General features: G+C 48.8%; 20 protein-coding genes, 1 tRNA gene and 1 pseudogene. 15 read left to right on the top strand and 7 right to left on the bottom strand.

Translation table 11 applies throughout. The features are described from left to right. Positions 1–147: 147 nt before the first annotated feature. From ACFPVS_RS08875 to ACFPVS_RS08860, 4 genes are all read right to left on the bottom strand, one after another. Positions 148–1,377 (bottom strand): HlyD family type I secretion periplasmic adaptor subunit, encoded by a 1,230-nt coding sequence (locus ACFPVS_RS08875; protein WP_096295376.1) that lies wholly within the window; start codon positions 1,375–1,377, stop codon positions 148–150. 69 nt (positions 1,378–1,446) lie between these two features. Beyond that, positions 1,447–3,666 (bottom strand): type I secretion system permease/ATPase, encoded by a 2,220-nt coding sequence (locus tag ACFPVS_RS08870; protein ID WP_232507397.1) that lies wholly within the window; start codon positions 3,664–3,666, stop codon positions 1,447–1,449. Positions 3,667–3,705: 39 nt separating this feature from the next. After that, a complete protein-coding gene (locus tag ACFPVS_RS08865; protein ID WP_096296131.1) occupies positions 3,706–4,899 on the bottom strand; it encodes a TolC family protein in 1,194 nt (397 codons plus the stop codon). Between the two features lie 391 nt (positions 4,900–5,290). Then, a complete protein-coding gene (locus ACFPVS_RS08860) occupies positions 5,291–6,076 on the bottom strand; it encodes an inositol monophosphatase family protein (RefSeq protein WP_123804494.1) in 786 nt (261 codons plus the stop codon). Positions 6,077–6,275: 199 nt separating this feature from the next. Here ACFPVS_RS08860 and ACFPVS_RS08855 point away from each other — a divergent pair, with 199 nt between their 5' ends. The 3 genes from ACFPVS_RS08855 to ACFPVS_RS08845 all read left to right on the top strand — a co-directional run bounded on the left by ACFPVS_RS08855 (position 6,276) and on the right by ACFPVS_RS08845 (position 9,354). Beyond that, on the top strand, positions 6,276–7,082 hold the full coding sequence (locus ACFPVS_RS08855; protein ID WP_096295377.1) for an RNA methyltransferase: 807 nt from the start codon (positions 6,276–6,278) through the stop codon (positions 7,080–7,082). A 53-nt stretch (positions 7,083–7,135) separates the two neighbouring features. Continuing rightward, positions 7,136–7,990 carry a DUF1853 family protein gene (locus ACFPVS_RS08850; RefSeq protein ID WP_378595649.1) on the top strand — a complete coding sequence of 285 codons (855 nt, stop codon included), beginning with the start codon at positions 7,136–7,138 and terminating at the stop codon, positions 7,988–7,990. Positions 7,991–8,097: 107 nt separating this feature from the next. Beyond that, the gene (locus ACFPVS_RS08845; RefSeq protein ID WP_096295378.1) at positions 8,098–9,354 is read left to right on the top strand and encodes an RsmB/NOP family class I SAM-dependent RNA methyltransferase; all 1,257 of its coding nucleotides are present in this window, start codon (positions 8,098–8,100) and stop codon (positions 9,352–9,354) included. 48 nt (positions 9,355–9,402) lie between these two features. On the opposite strand, the gene ACFPVS_RS08840 is transcribed toward ACFPVS_RS08845, so the two are convergent. After that, the gene (locus ACFPVS_RS08840) at positions 9,403–9,615 is read right to left on the bottom strand and encodes a hypothetical protein (protein ID WP_096295379.1); all 213 of its coding nucleotides are present in this window, start codon (positions 9,613–9,615) and stop codon (positions 9,403–9,405) included. A 116-nt stretch (positions 9,616–9,731) separates the two neighbouring features. Here ACFPVS_RS08840 and grxD point away from each other — a divergent pair, with 116 nt between their 5' ends. From grxD to ACFPVS_RS08820, 4 genes are all read left to right on the top strand, one after another. Next, complete coding sequence (gene grxD / locus ACFPVS_RS08835) at positions 9,732–10,040, top strand: Grx4 family monothiol glutaredoxin (protein ID WP_096295380.1); 309 nt, start codon at positions 9,732–9,734, stop codon at positions 10,038–10,040. Between the two features lie 119 nt (positions 10,041–10,159). Beyond that, positions 10,160–10,786, top strand: coding sequence for a uracil phosphoribosyltransferase (upp, locus tag ACFPVS_RS08830; protein WP_096295381.1), 627 nt, complete (start codon positions 10,160–10,162; stop codon positions 10,784–10,786). A 233-nt stretch (positions 10,787–11,019) separates the two neighbouring features. Further along, positions 11,020–11,337, top strand: coding sequence for a DUF2322 family protein (locus ACFPVS_RS08825; RefSeq protein WP_096295382.1), 318 nt, complete (start codon positions 11,020–11,022; stop codon positions 11,335–11,337). A gap of 140 nt (positions 11,338–11,477) precedes the next feature. Beyond that, complete coding sequence (locus ACFPVS_RS08820) at positions 11,478–12,281, top strand: DUF4198 domain-containing protein (protein ID WP_096295383.1); 804 nt, start codon at positions 11,478–11,480, stop codon at positions 12,279–12,281. A gap of 95 nt (positions 12,282–12,376) precedes the next feature. On the opposite strand, the gene ACFPVS_RS08815 is transcribed toward ACFPVS_RS08820, so the two are convergent. Beyond that, positions 12,377–12,937: a pseudouridine synthase gene (locus tag ACFPVS_RS08815; RefSeq protein WP_096295384.1), complete on the bottom strand. Its 561-nt coding sequence runs from the start codon at positions 12,935–12,937 to the stop codon at positions 12,377–12,379. Positions 12,938–13,083: 146 nt separating this feature from the next. After that, positions 13,084–13,176: transfer RNA gene (locus tag ACFPVS_RS08810), tRNA-Ser, on the bottom strand. 323 nt (positions 13,177–13,499) lie between these two features. Here ACFPVS_RS08810 and ACFPVS_RS08805 point away from each other — a divergent pair. The 8 genes and pseudogenes from ACFPVS_RS08805 (at position 13,500) to ACFPVS_RS08770 (ending at position 22,321) form a co-directional block, all read left to right on the top strand. Further along, positions 13,500–15,725 (top strand): NADP-dependent isocitrate dehydrogenase, encoded by a 2,226-nt coding sequence (locus ACFPVS_RS08805; RefSeq protein ID WP_096295385.1) that lies wholly within the window; start codon positions 13,500–13,502, stop codon positions 15,723–15,725. 426 nt (positions 15,726–16,151) lie between these two features. Next, positions 16,152–17,528 carry an MATE family efflux transporter gene (locus tag ACFPVS_RS08800; protein WP_096295387.1) on the top strand — a complete coding sequence of 459 codons (1,377 nt, stop codon included), beginning with the start codon at positions 16,152–16,154 and terminating at the stop codon, positions 17,526–17,528. A 102-nt stretch (positions 17,529–17,630) separates the two neighbouring features. Beyond that, positions 17,631–18,668, top strand: a complete 1,038-nt coding sequence (gene murB, locus ACFPVS_RS08795) for a UDP-N-acetylmuramate dehydrogenase (protein ID WP_378595648.1) — start codon at positions 17,631–17,633, stop codon at positions 18,666–18,668. 24 nt (positions 18,669–18,692) lie between these two features. Further along, positions 18,693–19,337, top strand: a complete 645-nt coding sequence (locus ACFPVS_RS08790) for a TetR/AcrR family transcriptional regulator (RefSeq protein WP_096295389.1) — start codon at positions 18,693–18,695, stop codon at positions 19,335–19,337. 69 nt (positions 19,338–19,406) lie between these two features. Then, positions 19,407–19,999, top strand: a pseudogene (locus tag ACFPVS_RS08785) (LOG family protein). 13 nt (positions 20,000–20,012) lie between these two features. Further along, positions 20,013–20,786, top strand: a complete 774-nt coding sequence (locus ACFPVS_RS08780; protein ID WP_096295390.1) for an SDR family oxidoreductase — start codon at positions 20,013–20,015, stop codon at positions 20,784–20,786. 41 nt (positions 20,787–20,827) lie between these two features. Then, positions 20,828–21,397: a ubiquinone biosynthesis accessory factor UbiJ gene (locus tag ACFPVS_RS08775; RefSeq protein ID WP_096295391.1), complete on the top strand. Its 570-nt coding sequence runs from the start codon at positions 20,828–20,830 to the stop codon at positions 21,395–21,397. A gap of 33 nt (positions 21,398–21,430) precedes the next feature. After that, complete coding sequence (locus tag ACFPVS_RS08770) at positions 21,431–22,321, top strand: NAD(+) kinase (protein WP_123804503.1); 891 nt, start codon at positions 21,431–21,433, stop codon at positions 22,319–22,321. Positions 22,322–22,325: the final 4 nt, after the last annotated feature.

Here is a 22,325-nt window from a genome sequence, read left to right as displayed (position 1 = left end):
TTCAGTGAATTTTAAAAATCTGACATTTTGATTATTTTCACACCGAAACGATTTGTGCATTTCCCACAAAAAAACTTACTTAAGCGATTAAGTAAGCTTTTTATAGAAACGCATATTTCAAACCGTTCCAAATTATTGATTATCCAATTAACGCTCGCTTAAAGCCTGTTTCATACGGGTAATTGGTTTGATTAAGTATTGGAATACGGTTTTTTCACCGGTTTTCACATCAACTGTTGCCACCATACCCGGGATAATCGGCATTTCTTTGCCGTTTTTGTCCGTCAAGCTGTTGCTGTCCGTTTGTACCAAAATACGGTAATACACTTGGTTCGGATCAAGCTTCAAATCATTGGCACGGTTTTGCATAGAGTTACTTACGGTATCTGGGCTGATTAAGGTCACTTTACCGTCTAAACCACCGTAAATGGCATAATCATACGCACTGATTTTCACCACAGCCGGCAAACCCGGGCTCATAAAGGCTACGTCTTGCGGGCGGATATAGGCTTCTACCAACAATTTGTCGTCTAAAGGTACGATTTGCATGATGTCTTGACCCACATTCACCACACCACCAACAGTATTGATTTGAATATCCTTCACAATACCACGCATCGGTGCACGGATTTGCGAACGCTCTACTGGGTCGGCGCGCATGGCTGTGTTTTCTTTGGCTTGAGCCAATTCAGATTCAGCCTGCACCAATTCATTATTGGCATCAGCCATATAGCGGTTGCGTCGCTCAGCAATTTGCAAAGTCAATTCGCTGGATTGACGCTGCATACGCAACAATTCCACTTCCGAAACCACGCCTTGCGCCACCATTGGTGCAGTGATTTCAATTTCTTTATCCAACGTTGCTTTGCTCAAGCTCAGGCTTTGAATCGCATCAGTCACTGCACGACGGCGGGCATTGTAAGCAGCCTGTTCACGCGCACGCAATTCGTTGCTGATGCCTTTTGGAAAAGTCAACGCTGTGTTGTAAGCTTCTGCCTTCAAACGTGCTACCATGGCTTCTAAGTTGGCCACTTTAGCTTCGCTTTCGCGCAATACAGCCGAGCTGCGTGTATCGTCTAATTTCAGCAAGATTTGGCCTTTTTCGACAATATCACCTTCTTTCACCGAGATTTCGGTGATGATGCCCGGATCCAAACTTTGAATCACTTGCTCACGGCTGCTGGGAATCACATTGCCGTTACCACGGGTCACTTCTTCAATCGGGCTGTTATAAGCCCAAATCACGAAGACCACCAGAAACAGGAAAAACAGGATAATGACCCAAAATTGCCCGCTGTGTTTTTCTTTTTGCAAGGCTGCATTCAAATCATTGATTAAATGCAAATCCTTATGTTTGACGTTGTTTTCACTACTCATAATGATAAACCTCAATTGGGTGTTTTTATTAAAGGCCGTCTGAAACCTTTTTATTATGTGAATCGGTTTTTACGACTGATTGGCCGAAGCTTGCGCGCTTACCTGAACATTGGCAGTTGCTTGGTGTGCAGGTGCATTATTATTGCCTTGTTGCGCCGCTTTGTTTTTGTTTTGCTCATTTTGCATCAGGTTTTGCAATACCAAATCACGCGGACCGTCCATCACCACTTTACCGTTATCCATGACAATGATGCGGTTGACAATTTGCAATACTTGCGGGCGGTGCGTCACCAAAACCATGGTACGGTCTTTACCCCATTGTGCGATCGCATTCAAGGCCATGCGCTCGGTAGCTTGGTCAAGACTGGTCGTCGGCTCATCCAACAACACCACTTTGGGATTGCGCAACGTCATGCGCGCCAAGGCGATAATTTGTTTTTGGCCGCCTGACAAACCTAAGCCGTCTTCGCCCAAAGGCATATCCAAACCGCGTGGGTGGCTGCGGATAATTTTATCCAAGCCGAAACGTTTTAAGGCATTCAGCAAATCTTGGTCGGAAGAATAACCATCGGTACGCGCCAAATCCATGTTTTCACGCAAAGTACCCAAGAACAAACGTGGCGCCTGACTCAGCAAAACCACTTGATTACGCAGAAAATTCGGATCCAATTGACGCATATCTACGCCATCTAAGGTCACATTGCCTTTATCTGTGTCGTAAAGGCCGCTTGCCAATTTCAGCATGGTGCTCTTACCGCTACCGATACGGCCCAAAATACCGACTTTTTCACCCGGTTTGATGGTAACGCGCAAGTCGCTTACGGCGGCATTTGCATCGTCTTGATATTTAAATGATACGTTTTCAAAGGTAATCGCACCTTGGACATTATCCAAAGTAATGTATTTGCGTTCCGGGCTGCGCTCAATAGGACGCTCAACAATTTCATTGATGCCCTGCAATGCTAATTTTGCTTGCTGGAAGCGGGTTGCCAAGCCGGCGATTTGTGCCAATGGTGCCAACGCACGACCCGATAGAATTACCGAAGCAATCAACGCACCCATGGTGATACGGTCAGCAGTATTTTCCGCATGAATCAGATACGTGCCCACCAATACCAAAAATACAGTATTCAACTGCTGCATACCCACGGCAAAATTAACCATGAAATTGCTGGTATCTTTAACCTTAATCGCAGATGCCGATGTTTTGGCAGTGTATTCATCCCAACGTTGTTGCGCCCAAGAAGTCGCATTGTTGGTTTTAAGTGTTTCAATGCCTTCAATGGCTTCAACGGCCAAGCCCGAACGTTGCGAACCTTCTTTCATTGATTCATTGATGTGGCGTGATAAGGGACGCTGAACCAAAAAGCCGACAATAATCACAATCGGAATGATGGCCAAAGGCACCAAAGCCAATTTGCCGCCAACAATGCCGATTACAGTAATAAATAACAGCAAGAATGGCAAATCCACCAAAGTCAGCAAACTGGCGCTGGTCATGAATTCACGCACTGATTCAAATTCGCGCAAGTTATTCGCATATGAACCTGAAGAAGCCGGACGGTCAGCCAAACGTAAAGCCATCACGCGGCGGAACAAAGCCGAGCTGATGATTAAGTCGGCTTTTTTACCGGCAATATCAGTTAGATGGCCGCGAATCATCTTTGCGGCAAATTCAAATGTAATCGCCAAGACCACACCAATACTCAATACCCATAAGGTTTCATAAGCTTGGTTGGGAATCACGCGGTCGTAAACATTCATCACATATAACGAGCTGACCAAAGCCAAAAAGTTAATGATGAAGGTCGCTAAAATCACTTGGTAATAATAACCGCGGAAACGCCAAATCACCTTCCAAAACCATGCTTTAGGCAGATGGTACTCTGGCAATTCCGAGCGGGTATCCGACACCATTTTTGGTTTAATAAACCAGCAATAGCCCAAATACAGCACCGATAATTGCTCATGATCCAGTTCTTGCTCTAAACCATCCACCTGGCGGATGTGATATTTACGCCCCTTACCCGCACCTTCGATTTGGGTAATCACGGCGGCTTCTTCATTGTGCAAAATAATCAGCACAGGCGCCGCCAAAGACGGAATGTCTTCCAAATTTCGTTTGGACAAGGTATTTTCAAAGCCGTGGCTGCGTAAGACTTCAGTAAGAGAGTGATAGTTGACATTCAGTTTTTGATCCCGCACCACCTCTGCCGAAAGCGCTGCTTCCGACACAGGAGCCCCTAATAAGCGGGTAACTAATGCAACATGTTCAATAATAGCTTTCATGATGATGGATTCACGTAATGATGATAAATTTTCTGATGTTTATTGCTTCACGCCGGCCCAATTGGCCACTTGTGACTGTGTGACAAGGTATTCCAAAGCGGCATCACGGAAATCGTTGTGCGCGGTAATGTTTTCCTGCTCGATGCGCGATAACTCGGTATAGGCACCCAATACGTCAGTCAAAGTGCGACGGGCAATTCGGAATTGCAATTCGTAGGTTTTCACTACGTCTTTTTGCGCCGCGATGTGTTGTGATGTGATTTCGGCACGCTGCTCACTTTGTCTCATGTCAATTTCAGCAGTTTGTGCTTTTTCGTTGACATCACGCAGTATTTGTTCGGATTTAGATTCAGCCGCAATCAAAGCATGCGCATTTTTTTGCACATTATGACGGGCAGCAATATCCAACACATTCCAAGCCACATTTAAATAAAGTTGCTTGGTTTCTTTGGTAGCATTGCCCTCCAAATTGATGGCTGGGAGGCGTTGCGATTTGGAAACATCCAACTCGGCTTTTACACTCTCCTGCTCAGCGATTTGCGCCTGATAAGACGGATTAATGTTTTTATCCGGATTCTGATAGGTTTGTACCAAGCTGGTTGACGTATCGCTGCGGAATGGATCAGTCAAATCCGCTTCTGTCATTTTCTTACCGGTATAGCGCGATAAACGGCTCAAGGCCAATTCCATGGTACGGCGTTGTTGCGAAATGGTGGTTTCTACTTGCAATTGACGCGCTCTGGCTTCAATCAGCTCAGAACGGCGGCCGCTGTCATACTTCGCAATAACATTCAAATCTTTCAAAAGGTTATTATGGCGAACCAGGCTCTGCTGATTCACCAGCAACATTTCTTTGGCACGTAAAGCAGTCAGGTATAACTTGCCCACTTCGCTGCCCAATTGTTCTTGCGTTTCGAAATATTTGTGTTTGTAATATTTTTCTTTGTTTTTATCACGTCGCACAGCGGCTTCGATACCGCCCCAAGAATACAGATTGAGCGTGCCGCGCACACCCAAGCCGCCGTCCATATCATCGCTTTTGTCTTGGTTTTTTTCAGCCAATACCTGGACTCCGGTCAAGGTCAATATCGGGTAGTGGCCGGCACGGGTGGCTTTGGTGGTGCTTTTGGCAGATTCTTCCGTAGCTTTCGCTTCCAACACGGTCGGGTCGGAAAGCATGGATGCTTTGAGAATATCTTTGAGATCCTGCGCAGAAACAGTTTGCGCAGACATCATACAAACAATCGAAAGTAAGGAAATTTTTTTCAGAAACCCCGATTGGCGGGCGCTGAACGGCATAAGATGGGAAAGTGGGGGGCGCATATGATTCACAACAAGTGTATCCGTATATGTGTTTGTTATGGGCTAAAAAATTCTTGCAATTTAATTGGTTGACAGCCTATTCTATTAATGTTCACAGCATATCATCATATTTAACATTTCTCATCATTTCTCAGATAAAAGGTATCGATACGCTACCAAAAGTACACGTTTCTTTATACTGTCAATAAAGTGACTATTTGTTTATCATCAGAATCTATGAACCGTATGTATCGTTTGCTAATTAATGCAAACCAGACAAAACAAGAGGTCGTTGGAAACAAACTCTTGCAATAATTCTAACTTATTGATGAGAAGAAATAATCTGCAACATTTGCCCCAATACTTTCGGATTGCCGGCCACTACATCACCGGTTTCCAACCAGCTTTCGTTTCCTTTCATATCAGTCACGATACCACCCGCTTCTTGTAAAATCAATGCACCAGCAGCAATATCCCAAGGTTTTAAGTTAAATTCAAAAAAACCGTCCAAACGTCCGCAAGCCACGGCACACAAATCCAACGCAGCCGCACCTTCACGGCGACCACCGGCGGTTTTCGACAAAAAATCTTTCAAGATAGCCAAATACTTGTCCATCATGCTTTGATCAACCACCGGAAAACCTGTACCAATTAAGCAACGGTTTAATTCAACGCGGCTGGAAACACGGATACGGCGATCATTCAGCAATGCGCCTTTGCCACGCGATGCCATATATAAATCATTGCGTTCAGGCGCGTAAACCAAGGCTTCTTGTAACACACCTTTGTGCAGCAGCGCCATAGAAATCGCATATTGTGGATGACCGTGCAAGAAATTGGTGGTGCCGTCTAAAGGATCGATAATCCATTCGTATTCGGCATTGTCTTTACCGTGGGAACCGGTTTCTTCGCAGGTGATTTTGTGATGTGGGTAGGCTTCTTTGAGCGCGCCCACCAGAATCATTTCTGATTCACGATCAACATTGGAAACAAAATCGTTAAAGGCTTTACTGTCGACTTTGACAGTATCCAGATTGCCGCCGGCACGGGTCATCATCTGGCCGGCGCGACGGGCAGCTTTAAAGGCAGTATTTAAAATCGGGTTCATGGGTTTCTTTCTAGAATAAGGTACAATACCGCTTGGCGCACAGTAACCGCACGCCAAGCGCAACGTTTTCACGTTTCCAATGTTGTTAAAGAACGTTTCAGATTTTCAGACGGCCTGTTTTGATAAAGGCCGTCTGAAAGAAATGGAGAAATGGAAGTATGCCGCATTATAACCGATTAGCTTTGAAACCGAAACAAACATGATTGCCAAACCCACCCTGCCCGACTATTTAAACCACATCCACATCATTCTCACGCGCACCAGCCATCCGGCCAATATCGGCTCGGCCGCGCGCGCCATGAAAACCATGGGTTTGTACAAGCTCACTATTGTCGCGCCCAACCTGATGGCCACGCCGATGACGGAACATCCGCCTGTGTTCGACCCGCAAAACCCGCAAAATTTCCAATTACCGGAAGAAAGCTTCACACTGGCATCAGGTGCGGCCGATGTATTGGCCAACGCCAAAATTGTTGCTACTTTAGATGAGGCCTTGGCCGACACGACCATCAGTTGCGCGCTCACCAGCCGCCGCCGTGAAATCACTGCGCCGCTGCAAACCCCTCGTCAATTAGTGCCCGAATTATTACAAGCAGCGGCCAACGGCGGACAAGTGGCCTTAGTGTTCGGCAACGAAACCTTCGGCCTGTCGATTGAAGAAGTGCAGGCCTGCAACCGCTTGATGACCATCAACGGCAATCCTGATTATTTCTCGCTGAATCTCGCCCAAGCCGTGCAAGTGGTTTGCTATGAGATTTTCAGCCAAACCGATGTGCCGATGACGCACTTGCAGCAGGAAGACCACGCCGCCACCCACGAGCAAATCAAAGGCATGGTGTCACACATGGAATCGTTGATGCATGACGTAGACTTTTTCAAACGCCGCAACAGCGAACGCCTGATGCGCCGTATGCAAAGCCTGTTCGGCCGCGCCAACACGCAAACAGAAGACATCGACATTTTGCGCGGTTTTTTCAATACCTTGAAACAACGTTTGAAAGATTAATTTTTTCAGACGGCCTTCATTCCTAAAACGCCCGTCTGAATCAAAATAGACTCATGAATTACGCCCTTGATGCCTTATGGTGGAAACTCACCAGCCAGTCCGTGCGCGAGCTGGCAAGCTTGCTTACCGCCCCGCCCCTGTGGCACAGCGGAGCAGAATTACCGGTGCGCGAATTGCTGGGCGAACACGGTTTCCGCTACCTGCTCTCGCTCGATCAAAATCCCCAGCCGCTCACCGATTATCTGGCGCAACACGCGCCGTTTGGCCGCCGTTTGGGTTTATATGCCGAACATTTGCTGGCCTTTTGGTTCAACCGCGCGCCGCATGCCGAATTGTTGGCACAAAACCTGCAAGTGGTTTCAGACGGCCTCACCGTCGGCGCAGCGGATTTTATCGTCAAACTCAACGGTAAGGCTTATCATCTTGAATTAACGTGTAAATATTATGGCAGTACCAGCGGACAATTTAATGATTTATGCGGTTTAAACCGGCAAGACCGCTTGGCCGATAAAGCCAACAAATTACCGCAGCAACTGATGCTGCTGAAATTTTCAGACGGCCTCAAAACCTTGCAGCAACATCAATTACCGAACCATTTGCAACCGGCCTCAATTGTGCGCGGGATCGGCTTTTTTACCGAAGGCTTTACTGATTTCCAAGCGCCGCTCAATCCTTACGCTTGGCGCGGCGTGTATCTGAGCGATTGGAACGCACACGATTTCAGCCGCACCGACACGCGTTATTACCTGCTCGAGCGCATGGCCTATCTCGCACCCGCCCGTGTGACTGAAACAGAAACCTTAAGTACCGAAGCCGTGCGCCAAATCGACAGCGGCTTAGTCGCCGTACTCGAGCGTCGTCCCGACGGCTATTGGCACGAAATATTGCGTATCATGAAAAGCGTGTAAGTGCCGCTTCAATCTGTTGCCTAGCTTCTTTTTCAGACGGCATCGTCTTCAGGCCGTCTGAAAATCCCGTATAATCGACCTATTTCATGATTTAAAGTAACCCGCCCATGACACCGATTCAACTCGAACACACCGCCGCATTGCTGGCCGACATGCTGACTTTCAAGCAACCTGCCGATGCGGTTTTGTCCGCCTACTTCCGCGAGCACAAAAAGCTCGGCCGCCAAGACCGCCACGAAATCGCCGAAACCGCCTTTGCCGCTTTGCGTCATTATCAAAAAATCGCCGCCGTGTTACGCCGCCCCCACGCCCAATCGCGCAAAGCCGCGCTGGCGGCATTGGTGCTCGGCCGCAGCGTCAACATCGGCAAAATCCAAGATTTGCTCGATGAAGAACAAACTGAGTTTCTCAGCCATTTAAAAGCGCGCAAAGCCGAGTTTTCAGACGGCCTGCATACCGCTGCCGAATTACCGGAATGGCTGATTGCACAATTGCAAACCCATTACAGCGACGAAGAAATTCTCGCTTTCGGCCGCAGCATCAACCAACCCGCGCCGCTGGATTTGCGCGTGAATACCTTGAAAAACAAGCGCGATAAAGTCTTGGCCGTCTTGCAAGCCGAAGAACCGAGCGCCGAAGCCACGCCGTTTTCACCGTGGGGCATCCGTTTGAAAAACAAAATCGCCTTAAACAAACACGATTTGTTTCTTGACGGTTCGGTCGAAGTGCAAGATGAAGGCAGCCAATTGCTGGCTTTACTGGTCGGTGCCAAACGCGGGGAAATCGTAGTCGATTTTTGCGCCGGAGCAGGCGGCAAAACCTTGGCCATTGGTGCACAAATGGCAAACAAAGGCCGCATCTACGCCTTCGACATCGCCGAAAAACGCTTGGCTAATCTCAAACCGCGAATGACCCGCGCCGGCCTGACCAACATCAACCCAGAGCGCATCAGCAGCGAACATGACAGCCGCATCGCCCGCCTCACCGGCAAAGCCGACCGCGTTTTGGTTGATGCACCGTGTTCAGGCTTGGGCACATTGCGCCGCAACCCCGATTTGAAATACCGCCAATCGCCGGAAACCGTGTCCGACTTATTGGCACAACAACACAGCATTCTCACCGCAGCTGCCAAATTGGTTAAACCGAAAGGCCGCTTGGTATATGCCACCTGCAGCATTTTGCCGGAAGAAAACGAACATCAGGTCGAGCGTTTCTTGGCCGAAAATCCCGAGTTTGAATTGCTCGACAGCAGCGAATTGCTCGCCGCCGCCAAAGTGGACTTAAACACCGGTCAATACCTGCGTATGAATTCTGCGGTTCACCATACCGATGGTTTCTTTGCGGCGGTATTGCAGCGCAAATGACAATAGGCCGTCTGAAAATATAAACTGAAACACCTTTGCAAAAGTCTTTCAAAAGCTAATACGCACAAAACCGACGTCATTTCCGCGCAGGCGGGAATCCATTTTCGAGCATAGCAAACTGTTAAATAAAATAGGTTTCTTAGATTTTGCGGTGATTCCCGCCTGCGCGGGAATGACGTCGCGTTTGTATATACTGGTTTTTGAAGGAACTTTGCAAAGATCGCCAACTTTATTTTCAGATGGCCGTTGCTTGAATTTCATCCTTTACGTCCTATTTACTCACCGTATTGCCAAAAGAGTCATTTTAAATTCCCGCAACTTGCGTATAATGATGACATTCAAACCGAATCAATCCGATTGTTTTAAAGGAACCATACATGAGCATTCATGATCAAATCAAAGAAGTTGTCACCACCCACCGTGTTGTCTTGTTTATGAAAGGCACCAAGCAATTCCCGCAATGCGGCTTCTCTTCGCGCGCCGTACAAATTTTGAATGCAGTTAACTGCACCGATTATGTAACGGTTAACGTGTTGGAAAACGACGAAGTGCGCCAAGGCATTAAAGAATACAGCGACTGGCCGACCATTCCGCAACTGTATGTCAACGGTGAATTTGTCGGCGGCTCCGACATCATGATGGAAATGTTCGAAGCCGGCGAATTGGAAGAAGTGTTAAAAGCCTAATTATTAACAAAGGCCGTCTGAAACCCTGTTCAGACGGCCTTTTTCATGGTTTACACTGTTTGCGCGACACCTAAAAAAAAGTATAATAAGCTCACTTTACCAGATACCGAGTAGAAGCAATGAATGTGACCGTCATCGACCATCCCTTGGTCAAACACAAATTAACCCTGATGCGCGAAGCTGAATGCAGCACCTATAAATTCCGCGCACTCGCCACCGAACTCGCCCGCCTGATGGCCTACGAAGCCAGCCGCGATTTCACCATGGAAAAATACATCATCGACGGCTGGTGCGGCCGTATTGAAGGCGAGCGCATCAAAGGCAAAACCTTAACCGTGGTACCGATTTTGCGTGCCGGCTTGGGCATGCTCGACGGTGTATTGGATTTGATTCCCACTGCCAAAATCAGCGTGGTCGGCCTGCAACGCGACGAAGAAACCTTAAAGCCGGTTTCCTACTTTGAAAAATTCGTCGACAGCATGGACGAGCGCCCTGCCTTGATTATCGACCCTATGCTGGCCACCGGCGGCTCGATGGTTGCCACCATTGATTTATTGAAAGCCAAAGGCTGCAAAAACATCAAAGCCTTGGTATTGGTTGCCGCACCCGAAGGCGTGAAAATCGTCAATGATGCGCATCCCGATGTAACCATCTACACCGCCGCGCTCGACAGCCATCTGAACGAAGACGGCTACATTATCCCGGGCTTGGGCGATGCCGGCGATAAGATTTTCGGCACACGATGATTCAAATAAGCAGGCCGTCTGAAAAATATCAGCTTTCAGACGGCCTGAGACCTTTGCAAAACCCTAGATTTGAGTACAGTTCAAAGTTGCAGCAGCATAAAAAGCGCAGACCTATCATAAAGATAGGCAAACTCTCGAGCAGCGCGCAACGAAGAAATGTACCAAAGATGAAGATTTTGCAAAGGTCTCAGCCTGTTTCCCCCTTTCTTCACCACATCAAATTAAGGAACACCATGGGCTTTCAAGACAATCTGGCTGCCATGCCTGCAATCGACCACTTAAGCGGTCTGGACGTTAATACCGAACAAGGCGAAACTGTTCATCATATTCCTGCCGCACCGGGCAAGATCGGATCATTAAAACTCTATCACGCGCTGGCGCAAGAATTTGATAACCAATTAAACACCACTGCCGCCGAACGCGGTTTGGCCTTGTTTGCAGAGCATGTGGCCGATGCCGAAGCCAATCCGGGCAAACACCCTAACATCGATTTGCTCTTTAAAGTAAAAGCCGAAAATTTGGTTTATCAATTGAAACCATTACAAGCTTAATTGAAGATAAATGCCGTCTGAAAAACCATTTCAGACGGCATTTTGTTACCCCGTAACAAAATCGTTTACATTATTTAAAATATGTTATACCATAACTAATCGTTTACTTGAACCACCTTACTTTTTAGAGAACAGCCATCATGAAAAAATCTATTTTGCTGATTACTTCCGTATTGTTCCTATCCACCGCCGCACACGCCCACCGCGTATGGGTTGAAACTGCCCACACCCACGGCGGCGAACACCTGACCGCCGAATTGGGCTACGGCGAATTTCCAGAATTAGAGCCGATTGCCAAAGACCGCCTCAACATCTTCAAACCATTGCAACTGGTGACCGAAAAAGGCAAAGAAAACCTGATTCAAAAAGGCCAATTCAACTACCAATACCGCAGCAACCGTCCGGTTAAAGACGGCAGCTACTTAGTAATTGCCGAATACCAACCGACTTTCTGGTCGAAAAACGCCGCTGGTTGGAAACGTGTGAATAAAACCGAAATGGCCGATGCCGCTTACTGCGAAGAAAGCCGTATGTACGGCAAAAACATCGTCAACGTCGGCCATGAAAGTGCAGACACCGCCATCATCACCAAACAAGTCGGCCAAAACTTAGAAATCGTACCGCTCGACAATCCGGCTAACGTTCACGCCGGCGAACGCTTTAAAGTACGCGTACTCTATCGTGGCGAACCGTTGGCCAACCATCCGGTAACCGCAACCTTCGACGGCTTTGACAACAGTGACCGCAGCAAAACCCACAAAGTAGAAGCGCAAGCATTCTATGATGTGACCAACGACAAAGGCGAAGTAGACATCATTCCATTGCGCCAAGGCTTCTGGAAAGTCAATGTTGAGCACAAAACCGACTTCCGCGACCAAAAAGTCTGCGAAAAAGAGTCTAACTACTCCACGCTCACCTTCCAAATCGGCCATACGAACCACTAATCCATACGTCTAAAAACTGCCGAAATACGCGGCAATACATTGCAAACGTCAAAGGGCGTCTGAACATTCAGACGGCCTTTTTTTCAATCAAAAACTCAAGGCCGACGAGGCGAAAACCGCCATTCACCCAAAGCCAAATCCAATTCAAAAATATCCAAGCACCCAATCGTTACCCGCACCAAACGCAAACACGGATAACCGGCCTTCGCCGTCATGCGTCGCACTTGGCGGTTTTTACCTTCAGTAATCTTAATTTCCAACCAAAAATCCGGCACTGTTTTACGCATCCGAATCGGCGGCTGACGCGGCCACAGTTTATCCGCTTCCCCCTCGGCCAATACACGCACCTTGGCAGGCCCCGTCACAAAATCACCCAAATCCACACCACGGCGCAAAAAATCCAACTTTGCCTCATCCGGCACGCCTTCTACCTGCGCCCAGTAAGTTTTTTCCTGTTTAAACTTGGGATCCGCAATTCTGGCCTGCAAACGCCCGTTATTCGTCAACAACAACAAACCTTCACTATCCGTATCCAAGCGCCCAGCTGGATAAAAACCCGGCTGCTCGACATAATCTTTCAGGCATGGGTGTTTCTCATGCGGTGAAAACTGGCAAATCACGCCATAAGGTTTGTTTAAAACAATCAAATCATTCATTCAGACGGCCTCAATATTGTTTTGGATATTCAAGCAACAACCGTAAACCAATGCAACACGTTTGCATCATGATGGTTGATAACACAATAAATCTCCACCAGAACAAAACAAAACCCGCTGATTTATCAGCGGGTTTTGTTTTGTTCTGGCGGAGTAAGAGGGATTCGAACCCTCGATGCAGGTTGACCCCACATGCTTCCTTAGCAGGGAAGTGCCTTCAGCCTCTCAGCCATTACTCCTAAGGAAACCTGAACTATACTGGTTTGCCGCAGGGCTGTCAAGCATGAAAAAAGAACGGTTCAATAAACATCTGAATTAATTGGGAACAAAATTAATTACTCCGGATAGTTAAGACCAATCTGATTTCACCTTGCTCGGTTTACCTCCGCAGCCGATATTCATCGCTCACTCGCCCATCTTTGATTAGGCAGCGTTTGCTATACCAAAAAACTAGCTTATTGATAATGACTGCATTCCCCAATTTCTTTAAATTATGCCATAATAAGGTGTGCCATACCGCTTGGCATGGAAAAGAAAAACCTTAACCTACAAGAGAATCTCTATGACTAACAAAGCCACCATTATCTATACCCACACCGATGAAGCACCTGCTTTGGCAACCAAATCATTCCTGCCTATCGTATGTGTGTTTACCCAATTCGCCGACATCAACGTAGAAACCAAAGATATTTCATTGGCCGGCCGTATTTTGGCCACGTTCCCGGATTTTTTGAAAGAAGAGCAACGCGTGCCGGATGCTTTGGCCGAGTTGGGCGAGCTGGTGAAAAAACCAGAAGCCAACATCATCAAGCTGCCGAACATCAGCGCGTCTGTACCGCAACTGACTGCTGCGATTAAAGAATTGCAGGCGCAAGGTTTTGCTGTGCCGGATTTCCCGACCGACCCGAAAACCGATGAAGAAAAAGCCATCCGCGAGCGCTATGACCGAATCAAAGGCAGCGCGGTAAACCCTGTTTTGCGCGAAGGCAACTCTGACCGCCGCGCGCCTAAAGCCGTGAAAAACTTTGCCAAGAAAAACCCACACAGCATGGGCGCTTGGTCTAAAGATTCCAAAACCCACGTTGCCACCATGCAAAGCGGCGACTTTTTCCATAACGAACAATCGGTTACCGTACCGGCCGCCACTTCTGTTTCTATTGTCTTCACCGACAAACAAGGCAACAAAAAAGAATTACGCAAACCGGTTAACCTGAAAGACGGCGAAATCATCGACGCAACCGTGATGAACAAAAAAGCCTTGGTGAGCTTCTTGAATGAGCAAGTGAAAGAAGCCAAAGAGCAAGGTTTGCTGTTCTCATTGCACATGAAAGCGACCATGATGAAAGTGTCTGACCCGATTATCTTCGGTCACGCCGTGAAAGCTTTCTTTGCCCCTGTATTTGAAAAATTCGGTGGCGAATTGGCCGCTGCCGGTGTCAACGTAAACAACGGTTTCGGCAACTTGTTAGGCAACTTGGACAAACTGCCGCCTGAAACCAAAGCTGCGGTTGAAGCCGAAATCGCTGCTGTATACGCGGCCAACCCTGATTTGGCGATGGTGGATTCCGACAAAGGTATCACCAACCTGCACGTACCAAGCGACGTGATTGTCGATGCCTCTATGCCGGCGATGATCCGCAATTCCGGTCAAATGTGGGATAAAGAAGGCAAGCAGCAAGATACCAAAGCCGTGATTCCTGACAGCAGCTACGCCGGCGTGTACCAAGCCACCATCGATTTCTGCCGCGAACACGGCGCATTCGACCCGACCACCATGGGTACGGTGCCAAACGTCGGCCTGATGGCACAAGCAGCCGAAGAATACGGTTCGCACGACAAAACTTTTGAAATCGAAGCCGACGGTGTGGTTGAAGTAGTTAATGCTTCGGGCGAAGTGTTGATGAAGCACGAAGTTGAAGCCGGCGACATCTGGCGCATGTGCCAAACCAAAGATGCTCCGGTGAAAGACTGGGTACAATTGGCGGTAAACCGTGCCCGCTTGAGCAACACCCCTGCCGTATTCTGGCTGGATGAAAAACGCCAGCACGATAAGAGCCTGATCAACAAGGTGGAAACCTACCTGAAAGACTTGGATACCGATGGTTTGGATATCCGCATTCTGTCTCCCGTAGAAGCGACCAAGTTCAGCTTGGAACGCATCAAAAATGGCGAAGACACCATCTCTGTAACCGGTAACGTATTGCGCGACTACCTGACCGACTTGTTCCCGATTTTGGAATTGGGTACCAGCGCAAAAATGCTGTCTATCGTGCCTTTGATGAACGGCGGCGGCATGTTTGAAACCGGTGCGGGCGGCTCTGCACCGAAACATGTGCAACAATTCTTGGAAGAAAACCACTTGCGTTGGGACTCTTTGGGTGAATTCTTGGCCTTGGCGGTATCATTTGAGCATTTGGCTCAAAAAACCGGCAACAGCAAAGCGCAAGTTCTGGCTGACACTTTGGACGCCGCTACCGAGCAATTGCTGTTGAACGGCAAGTCTCCAAAACGCAAAGCCGGCGAACTCGACAACCGTGGCAGCCACTTCTACATCGCGCTCTACTGGGCACAAGCATTGGCCGATCAAGACAAAGATGCTGAGTTGAAAGCCAAATTTGCGCCATTGGCTGAAACCCTGACGGCCAACGAAGATAAAATCGTGGCAGAATTGGCCGCCGGTCAAGGTAAAGCTGTGGACATCAAAGGCTACTACAGCCCGAACGAAGAGTTGGCTTCTGAAGCAATGCGCCCAAGCACCACTTTGAACGCGGCTTTGGCTGCACTGTAAAATGAAAGCGAGGCCGAGACCTTTGCAAAACTTCGGATTTGAGTACAGTTCGAAGTTAGAGCAGCGCAGAAAGCGCAGACATATCATGAAGATAGACAAGATTTCGAGCTGCGCATAACGAAGAAATGTGCCAAGGATGAAGATTTTGCAGAGGGCTCAGGCCGAATTTTTTGTAACATGTGTCACATTCATTGAATTTGGCTGCTGACATTCATCAAAGGCCGTCTGAAAGTTAACCACACTTTCAGACGGCCTTTTTATATGTTGCTTTATGGTTCAGACGACCTGCAAACGGGATAAGATTATTGCCTGGCAATCCACCCGAACAATCTATCCGCTTTGCCTTATTTAGCCTATAATGCATGTTTAACGATTCCGCGCCGTTTGAATGTTCAGACGGCCTGTTTTATTTTCTGCGCTATTGTCATGCTTCTCGATATCAACCGTTATCCTTTTCCCGTTTTCAAAAAAGAAATCCGCCACTTGATTTTGCTGGCGGTGCCGATGCTGTTGGCACAGGTGGCGCAGATCGGCATCGGTTTCGTAGATACCGTGATGGCCGGTGGTGCGGGTAAGGAAGATTTAGCCGCCGTGGCTTTGGGCAGCGGCGCATTTGCCACCATTTTCATCACTTTTATCGGCATCATGACTGCGCTGAACCCCATCATCGCCCAGCTTAATGGTGCGGGTAAATTTGATGAAGTGGGTGAAACCGGCCGCCAAGGTTTGTGGTTCGGGCTGACCTTGGGCATAATCGGTATGCTGCTGATGTGGACGGTGATTATGCCGTTTCGCAACTGGTTGGATTTGAGCGGCTACATCGAAGACACGATGGCGCTGTATATGATTTTTACCGGTTTGGGCATGCCCGCGGCGATGATACACCGCGCGCTGCACGCGTATGCCTCCAGCCTCAACCGCCCGCGCGTGATTATGTGGGTCAGCGTGGCAGCGTTTTTTCTGAATGTGCCTCTCAATTATATATTTGTCTACGGCAAATTCGGCATGCCGGCTTTGGGTGGTGCAGGTTGCGGCTTGGCGACAGCTTTGGTGTTTTGGTTCAACGCCATCGCTTTATGGCTGTATGTTACCAAACAGGATTATTTCAAAAAATTCAAGCTGACTGACCGCTTCAGCAAGCCGGATTGGGCGGCTTTTAAAAATTTTTGGAAACTGGGCGCACCGATTGGTTTGTCTTACTTTTTGGAAGCCAGCGCGTTTACCTTCATTGTGTTTTTAGTAGCGCGTTTGGGCGAAGATTACGTGGCGGCGCAACAGGTGGTCATCAGCCTGACCGGCATTATTTATATGGTGCCGCAAAGTGTCGGCGCAGCTTCGACCGTGCGTGTGGGTTTTGCACTCGGCCGCCGCCAATTTGCCCGCGCCCGATATATTTCCGGCGTATCGTTGATTTTAGGCTGGGCATTGGCTGTCATCACCGCCTTGGCTTTGATATCATTGCGTTATCCTTTGGTGGGCATGTACACCGACGATGCGGCGGTACTGAACATTGCCGCAGGTGTGTTGCTGTTGGCGGCGGTGTTCCAATTGTCTGACTCGACCCAGTGCATTGCTTCCTACGCCCTACGCGGCTATAAAGTTACCAAAGTGCCGATGTATATCCATGCCATTGCCTTTTGGCTGTGCGGTCTGCTACCGGGCTATATCTTGGCTTACCGCTTCGACATGGGCTTGAACGGTTTTTGGGCGGCCCTAATCGTATCGCTCAGCATTGCCGCGATGGCATTGGTTTGGTGTTTGGAATTGTGTAGCAAATCATTGGTGAAATCTTATGCACGATAAATTTCAGACGGCGCGAATCACGTGCCGTCTGAAAACCATCATATTTATTTTTTTCAGACGGCCTTATCCTATGCCGTCTGAAACCTTTTCTCAGGCTTTATCATGAAACTCAGTTATCAAACCGACCTGACTCCCTACAACACCTTCGGCCTTAAAGCCAATGCCCATGCCTTTGCCGTTTTGGAACAGGCTGAAGATATCCGCAAAATTATCCGCCTGCCTGAATTCAGTCGCCACAACGTCTTGTGGCTGGGTGGCGGCAGCAATATTCTGCTGATGGAAGACTATTCCGGTTTGGTGGTGCACATGGCGAATAAAGGCGTGCGCGAAATCGCCCGTTCAGACGGCCTTGTGTATATCGAAGCGCAAGCCGGTGAAATTTGGCATGAATTTGTATTGCACACGCTGGATTTAGGCTTAAGCGGCTTGGAAAACCTAAGCCTGATTCCGGGCACAGTCGGCGCTTCTCCGGTGCAAAACATCGGCGCATACGGTTTGGAAGTGAAAGACGTCATTCACAGCGTACGCTGCTTTGATTTGGACAACGAAAACTTTGTCGAATTGAGCAATGCCGATTGCCGATTTTCTTATCGTGAAAGCTTTTTCAAGCAGACCGGCAAAGGGCGCTATGTGATTGTGTCGGTAGTGTTTGCCCTCAAAGAGCATTTCACGCCCAACCTGAAATACGGCGACTTAGCCGCCGCAGTCGAAGCCATCTGCCAAGGCCGGGAAGCCACGGCAAAAGACGTGTCTGATGCCGTGTGCGCAATCCGCAACAGTAAACTGCCCGACCCGAACATTCTCGGCAATGTCGGCAGTTTCTTTAAAAATCCGATTGTCAGTGCGGAGCAAGCTGCATTATTATCGAGCGAATACACTAATATGCCGCATTACCCGCAAGCCGACGGCACCGTTAAGCTGGCTGCAGGCTGGCTGATTGACCAATGCCGTCTGAAAGGCTTCCAAATCGGCGGTGCGGCCGTGCATGACAAACAGGCTTTGGTGTTGGTGAACAAAAACAACGCCCAAGCCGAAGATGTTTACCGTTTGGCGCAACACATTTGTCACGTAATTGAAGAAAAATTCCAAGTTACATTACATGCCGAACCCAACTGGCTTCCGGCTTCATACAGTTTGTAAGCTATACCATTAAGGAATAATCACGTGGTACGAGAACCCAAAATCAATACTTATACCCGCATTATCAATGCCAGCCTTGTTTTATTTAATGAAGAAGGCGAGCGAAACATCAGCACCAATCACATCGCAGCGCACTTGGGCATCAGCCCCGGCAATCTGTATTACCATTTCCGCAATAAAGATGAAATCATTATCCAGCTTTTCAAGCGCTACAGCGAAGCCTTGCTGCAATACCTGCAAGAAGCGGAGCTGCCTAAAGATGTTGAAGGCGCGATTACCTACATGGCCGGTATTTACAATGTAATGTGGGAATATCGTTTCTTATTTAGCGATGTGAACACCCTCTTGGCACGCAGCGCCGAATTATTGGGCGAACACAACAACTTTACCCACGCCAAAGTGTCACCACTATTGGTAAAATTATTGAACGAACTCAACGACCACGGCATCATTTGCGCCGACAAGACCGCCATTGACGACTTGGCCGTGAATATGTGGATAATGACCAAATACTGGTTTGATTTCGATGGCTCACTGCAAGGCCGCACAAAATTAACCGAAGACTCCAAAGCACGCGGCGTACAACGCTCATTGAGCCTGTTGCGCCCTTATCTGTTACCGGACTACATGGTTGAATTCGACCAAAAAATCAGCAACCTGCCGGTTTGATTTTTTACTTTTGTTCAGGCCGTCTGAAAAAGAATTGATTTTCAGACGGCCTCGGCTTTTACTCAGAAAATGAATAACATGAAAAATATCGCTGTTTATTGCGGTTCAAATTTAGGGGAATCGCCTGCTTTTTATCAAGCTGCCCAAGACATGGGTAAAACCATTGCCGAGCGTGGCAGCCGTCTGGTTTACGGCGGCGGTAAAGTCGGTCTGATGGGCACGGTTGCCGATGCGGTTTTGGCTCATGGCGGCGAAGTCATTGGCGTGATTCCGACTTTTTTGCGTGAAAAAGAAGTCGCCCACCAGGCTTTGGCCGAGCTTATCGAAACGGCCGACATGACCGAACGCAAAACCAAAATGATTACCCTATCCGATGCCTTTATCGCCATGCCCGGCGGCATCGGCACGTATGAAGGATTGTTTGAAGTCTTGTCGCTATCCCAGCTGGCCTTCATGTCAAACCCATCGGCATATTGAATATCGAAGGCTTTTTTAATCCGTTGATAAGCTTAATGCAGCAAACCGCCGCGCAAGGATTTATGCCTAAAGCCAATCTGGGCTTGCTCTGCGTGGCGGATAATCCATCAGATTTGCCAGCCCAAATGACGGCGTATAAGTTTGTCGATGTGCCTAAGTGGGTGCAGCCGGGCTGGCAAAAATAAAAGGCCGTCTAATATGAACAAAACACTTCCTGCTTGCGCCATTCTCGGGCTGGGCTATCTCGGCCGCCCGTTGGCGCAGAAACTCTATGAAAACGGCTGTGAAGTGGCCGCCATCAAACGCCACCTTACTTCCGATGATATCAACCTGCCGATTCAGCTTGATGCCATCGATTTAAACCAACCCAATGCTTTTCAGACGGCCTTGCACCATTGGGCAGACAAACCGACATGGTTCTGCCTGCTGCCGCCGTCTTCGCTCAACGATTACACCGCCACGCTGCAACAATGGCTGCAATTGGCCGAATCGCTTGATGTGCAACACATTATTTTCACCAGCAGCACCAGCGTTTACGGCGACGAAGCGCGCGAGTGCGATGAAACCAGCCCGCTGAACCCGCAGACCGACAACGCCAGGCAGATTGCCGCGGTGGAAATCTTGCTGCTCGACAGCCGCATTCCCAATGTCGATATTTTGCGCCTGGGCGGCCTTTATTCGGCCGAACGCCATCCGGTAACACGATTACTCTTGAAACGCAATATCAGCGGTGGCAAACAGCCGGTAAATGTGGTGCATCAGGATTTGGCCGTGGCCGCGTTGCTTCAGACGGCCTCGAATCCCGACGGCAAGCGTATCAAAAACGTGGTCGAACCGAATCATCCGACCCGCGCCGAATTCTATACCGCCGAAGCCGCCAAGCTTGGTTTGCCCGCACCCGATTTCAATCCCGACGGCCAAAGCAGCGGAAAAATTGTAAATACCGTTTGCGTGCGCGGCTTAAGTCTGTAAAATCAAGCTTGTTTTATTTTCAGACGGCCTCAGAGAAAACCATGTCCGCCCTCCTTCCAGTGATCAACCACCTGATTCAGCAGAATCCCGAGCATCAATATGATCTGGCCGGATTTGCAGGTAAAACCCTGAGCGTTCAGATTGCCGGTTTCCGTATTCACGGCCGCATCAGCGAAAAAGGCTTTTTAGAAGCCGCCTCCCATGCGCCTGATACCGAAATCACTTTCCACAACAGCGCCATTCAAAAAATCCTGCAAGGCGGGCAGCCCGGTGTAGGCGATATTGCCATCGATGGCGATTTGATTTTGGGTATGTCGCTTTTGCCGATTCTCGGCGGACTACGCTATTATGCCAACGATGATTTAAGCCGCATTTTCGGTGATGCCGCAGCCGGCAGCATTGCCACCCGCGCCGCCGTTATCGGCCATACGGTCAAACAAATCGGCAAAAGCATCGCCGAGCAAATCAGCGAGTTTTCCCGCGAACCGAAATCGCCGGTCATCGACCAAGCCACGCTGGCCACGTGGATGGAAGAAGTCGACCAACTGCGCGACGATGTTGCCCGCCTACACGCCCGCCTTGACCGGCTTGAGCGCGATATCCGGCTCTGATTTCAGCCGGCCTCCTACTTTCATCCCACCGCCATGAACAGTCCATTCAAAAACATCGGCATTGTCACCCGCCCGAACACCCCCGAAATCCAAGCCACCGTGCATACCTTGGTGGAATTTCTATGCCAATCCGGCTTTTCGATTTATCTAGACGAAGAAACCATCGTCGAACACAGCATCCTTGCCGACGATATTCCGCTCTGCACCACCTGCTGCAAAGCCGATTTAGGCAAATATTGCGACTTGGTGATTGTATTGGGCGGCGACGGTACATTCCTTTCCGCCGCCCGTGAAGTGGCTGGGCGCGGTATTCCGATGATTGGCGTCAACCAAGGCCATCTCGGCTTTCTGACCCAAATCCCGCGCGAGCAAATGGTCGAAGATTTGCGGCCGGTTTTGGAAGGCAAGTATCTGCCGGAAGAGCGCATTTTGTTGGAAGTGGATTTAATCCGCGACGGTGAAATTCTTCACCGCTCGCTGGCGTTAAACGATGCCGTGCTGTCACGCGGCGGGGCAGGGCAAATGATTGAATTTGAAGTATTTATCAATCAAGAATTCGTGTACACCCAGCGTTCAGACGGCCTGATTGTTTCCACCCCGACCGGTTCGACCGCTTATGCCTTGGCTGCCGGCGGTCCGATTTTACAGGCCAGTTTGCGCGCCTTTACCTTGGTACCGATTTGCCCGCAATCCATGACCAACCGCCCGATTGCCGTGGCCGACACCAGTGAAATCGAAATTTTGGTAACCAAAAGCGGCGATGCCCGCGTACATTTCGACGGGCAATCATTCCACGACATCCAAAACCTTGACCGCCTGATTATCCGCCGCTACCACAATCCGCTGCGTGTGCTGCACACCACCGATTACCAATATTTCAAAACCCTGCGCCAGAAATTGCACTGGGGCGAACAACTGGTTTAATTGA

This window comes from Neisseria weixii, assembly GCF_042658245.1.
In the GTDB taxonomy this organism is placed as follows: Bacteria; Pseudomonadota; Gammaproteobacteria; order Burkholderiales; family Neisseriaceae; genus Neisseria; species Neisseria weixii.
The sequence above is the reverse complement of the archived record's forward strand: the minus strand, read 5'-3'. Positions and strand labels throughout refer to the sequence as shown.

Excerpts from the sequence above, each read along its gene's own strand:
- ACFPVS_RS08875 (WP_096295376.1), bottom strand. The coding sequence starts at position 1,377 with ATGAGTAGTGAAAACAACGTCAAACATAAGGATTTGCATTTAATCAAT.
- ACFPVS_RS08800 (WP_096295387.1), top strand. The coding sequence starts at position 16,152 with ATGCTTCTCGATATCAACCGTTATCCTTTTCCCGTTTTCAAAAAAGAA.
- murB (WP_378595648.1), top strand. The coding sequence starts at position 17,631 with ATGAAACTCAGTTATCAAACCGACCTGACTCCCTACAACACCTTCGGC.
- ACFPVS_RS08855 (WP_096295377.1), top strand. The coding sequence starts at position 6,276 with ATGATTGCCAAACCCACCCTGCCCGACTATTTAAACCACATCCACATC.
- ACFPVS_RS08840 (WP_096295379.1), bottom strand. The coding sequence starts at position 9,615 with ATGAAATTCAAGCAACGGCCATCTGAAAATAAAGTTGGCGATCTTTGC.
- ACFPVS_RS08860 (WP_123804494.1), bottom strand. The coding sequence starts at position 6,076 with ATGAACCCGATTTTAAATACTGCCTTTAAAGCTGCCCGTCGCGCCGGC.
- ACFPVS_RS08770 (WP_123804503.1), top strand. The coding sequence starts at position 21,431 with ATGAACAGTCCATTCAAAAACATCGGCATTGTCACCCGCCCGAACACC.
- ACFPVS_RS08775 (WP_096295391.1), top strand. The coding sequence starts at position 20,828 with ATGTCCGCCCTCCTTCCAGTGATCAACCACCTGATTCAGCAGAATCCC.
- ACFPVS_RS08865 (WP_096296131.1), bottom strand. The coding sequence starts at position 4,899 with ATGTCTGCGCAAACTGTTTCTGCGCAGGATCTCAAAGATATTCTCAAA.
- ACFPVS_RS08845 (WP_096295378.1), top strand. The coding sequence starts at position 8,098 with ATGACACCGATTCAACTCGAACACACCGCCGCATTGCTGGCCGACATG.
- ACFPVS_RS08780 (WP_096295390.1), top strand. The coding sequence starts at position 20,013 with ATGAACAAAACACTTCCTGCTTGCGCCATTCTCGGGCTGGGCTATCTC.
- ACFPVS_RS08820 (WP_096295383.1), top strand. The coding sequence starts at position 11,478 with ATGAAAAAATCTATTTTGCTGATTACTTCCGTATTGTTCCTATCCACC.
- grxD (WP_096295380.1), top strand. The coding sequence starts at position 9,732 with ATGAGCATTCATGATCAAATCAAAGAAGTTGTCACCACCCACCGTGTT.
- upp (WP_096295381.1), top strand. The coding sequence starts at position 10,160 with ATGAATGTGACCGTCATCGACCATCCCTTGGTCAAACACAAATTAACC.
- ACFPVS_RS08850 (WP_378595649.1), top strand. The coding sequence starts at position 7,136 with ATGAATTACGCCCTTGATGCCTTATGGTGGAAACTCACCAGCCAGTCC.
- ACFPVS_RS08815 (WP_096295384.1), bottom strand. The coding sequence starts at position 12,937 with ATGAATGATTTGATTGTTTTAAACAAACCTTATGGCGTGATTTGCCAG.
- ACFPVS_RS08825 (WP_096295382.1), top strand. The coding sequence starts at position 11,020 with ATGGGCTTTCAAGACAATCTGGCTGCCATGCCTGCAATCGACCACTTA.
- ACFPVS_RS08870 (WP_232507397.1), bottom strand. The coding sequence starts at position 3,666 with ATGAAAGCTATTATTGAACATGTTGCATTAGTTACCCGCTTATTAGGG.
- ACFPVS_RS08805 (WP_096295385.1), top strand. The coding sequence starts at position 13,500 with ATGACTAACAAAGCCACCATTATCTATACCCACACCGATGAAGCACCT.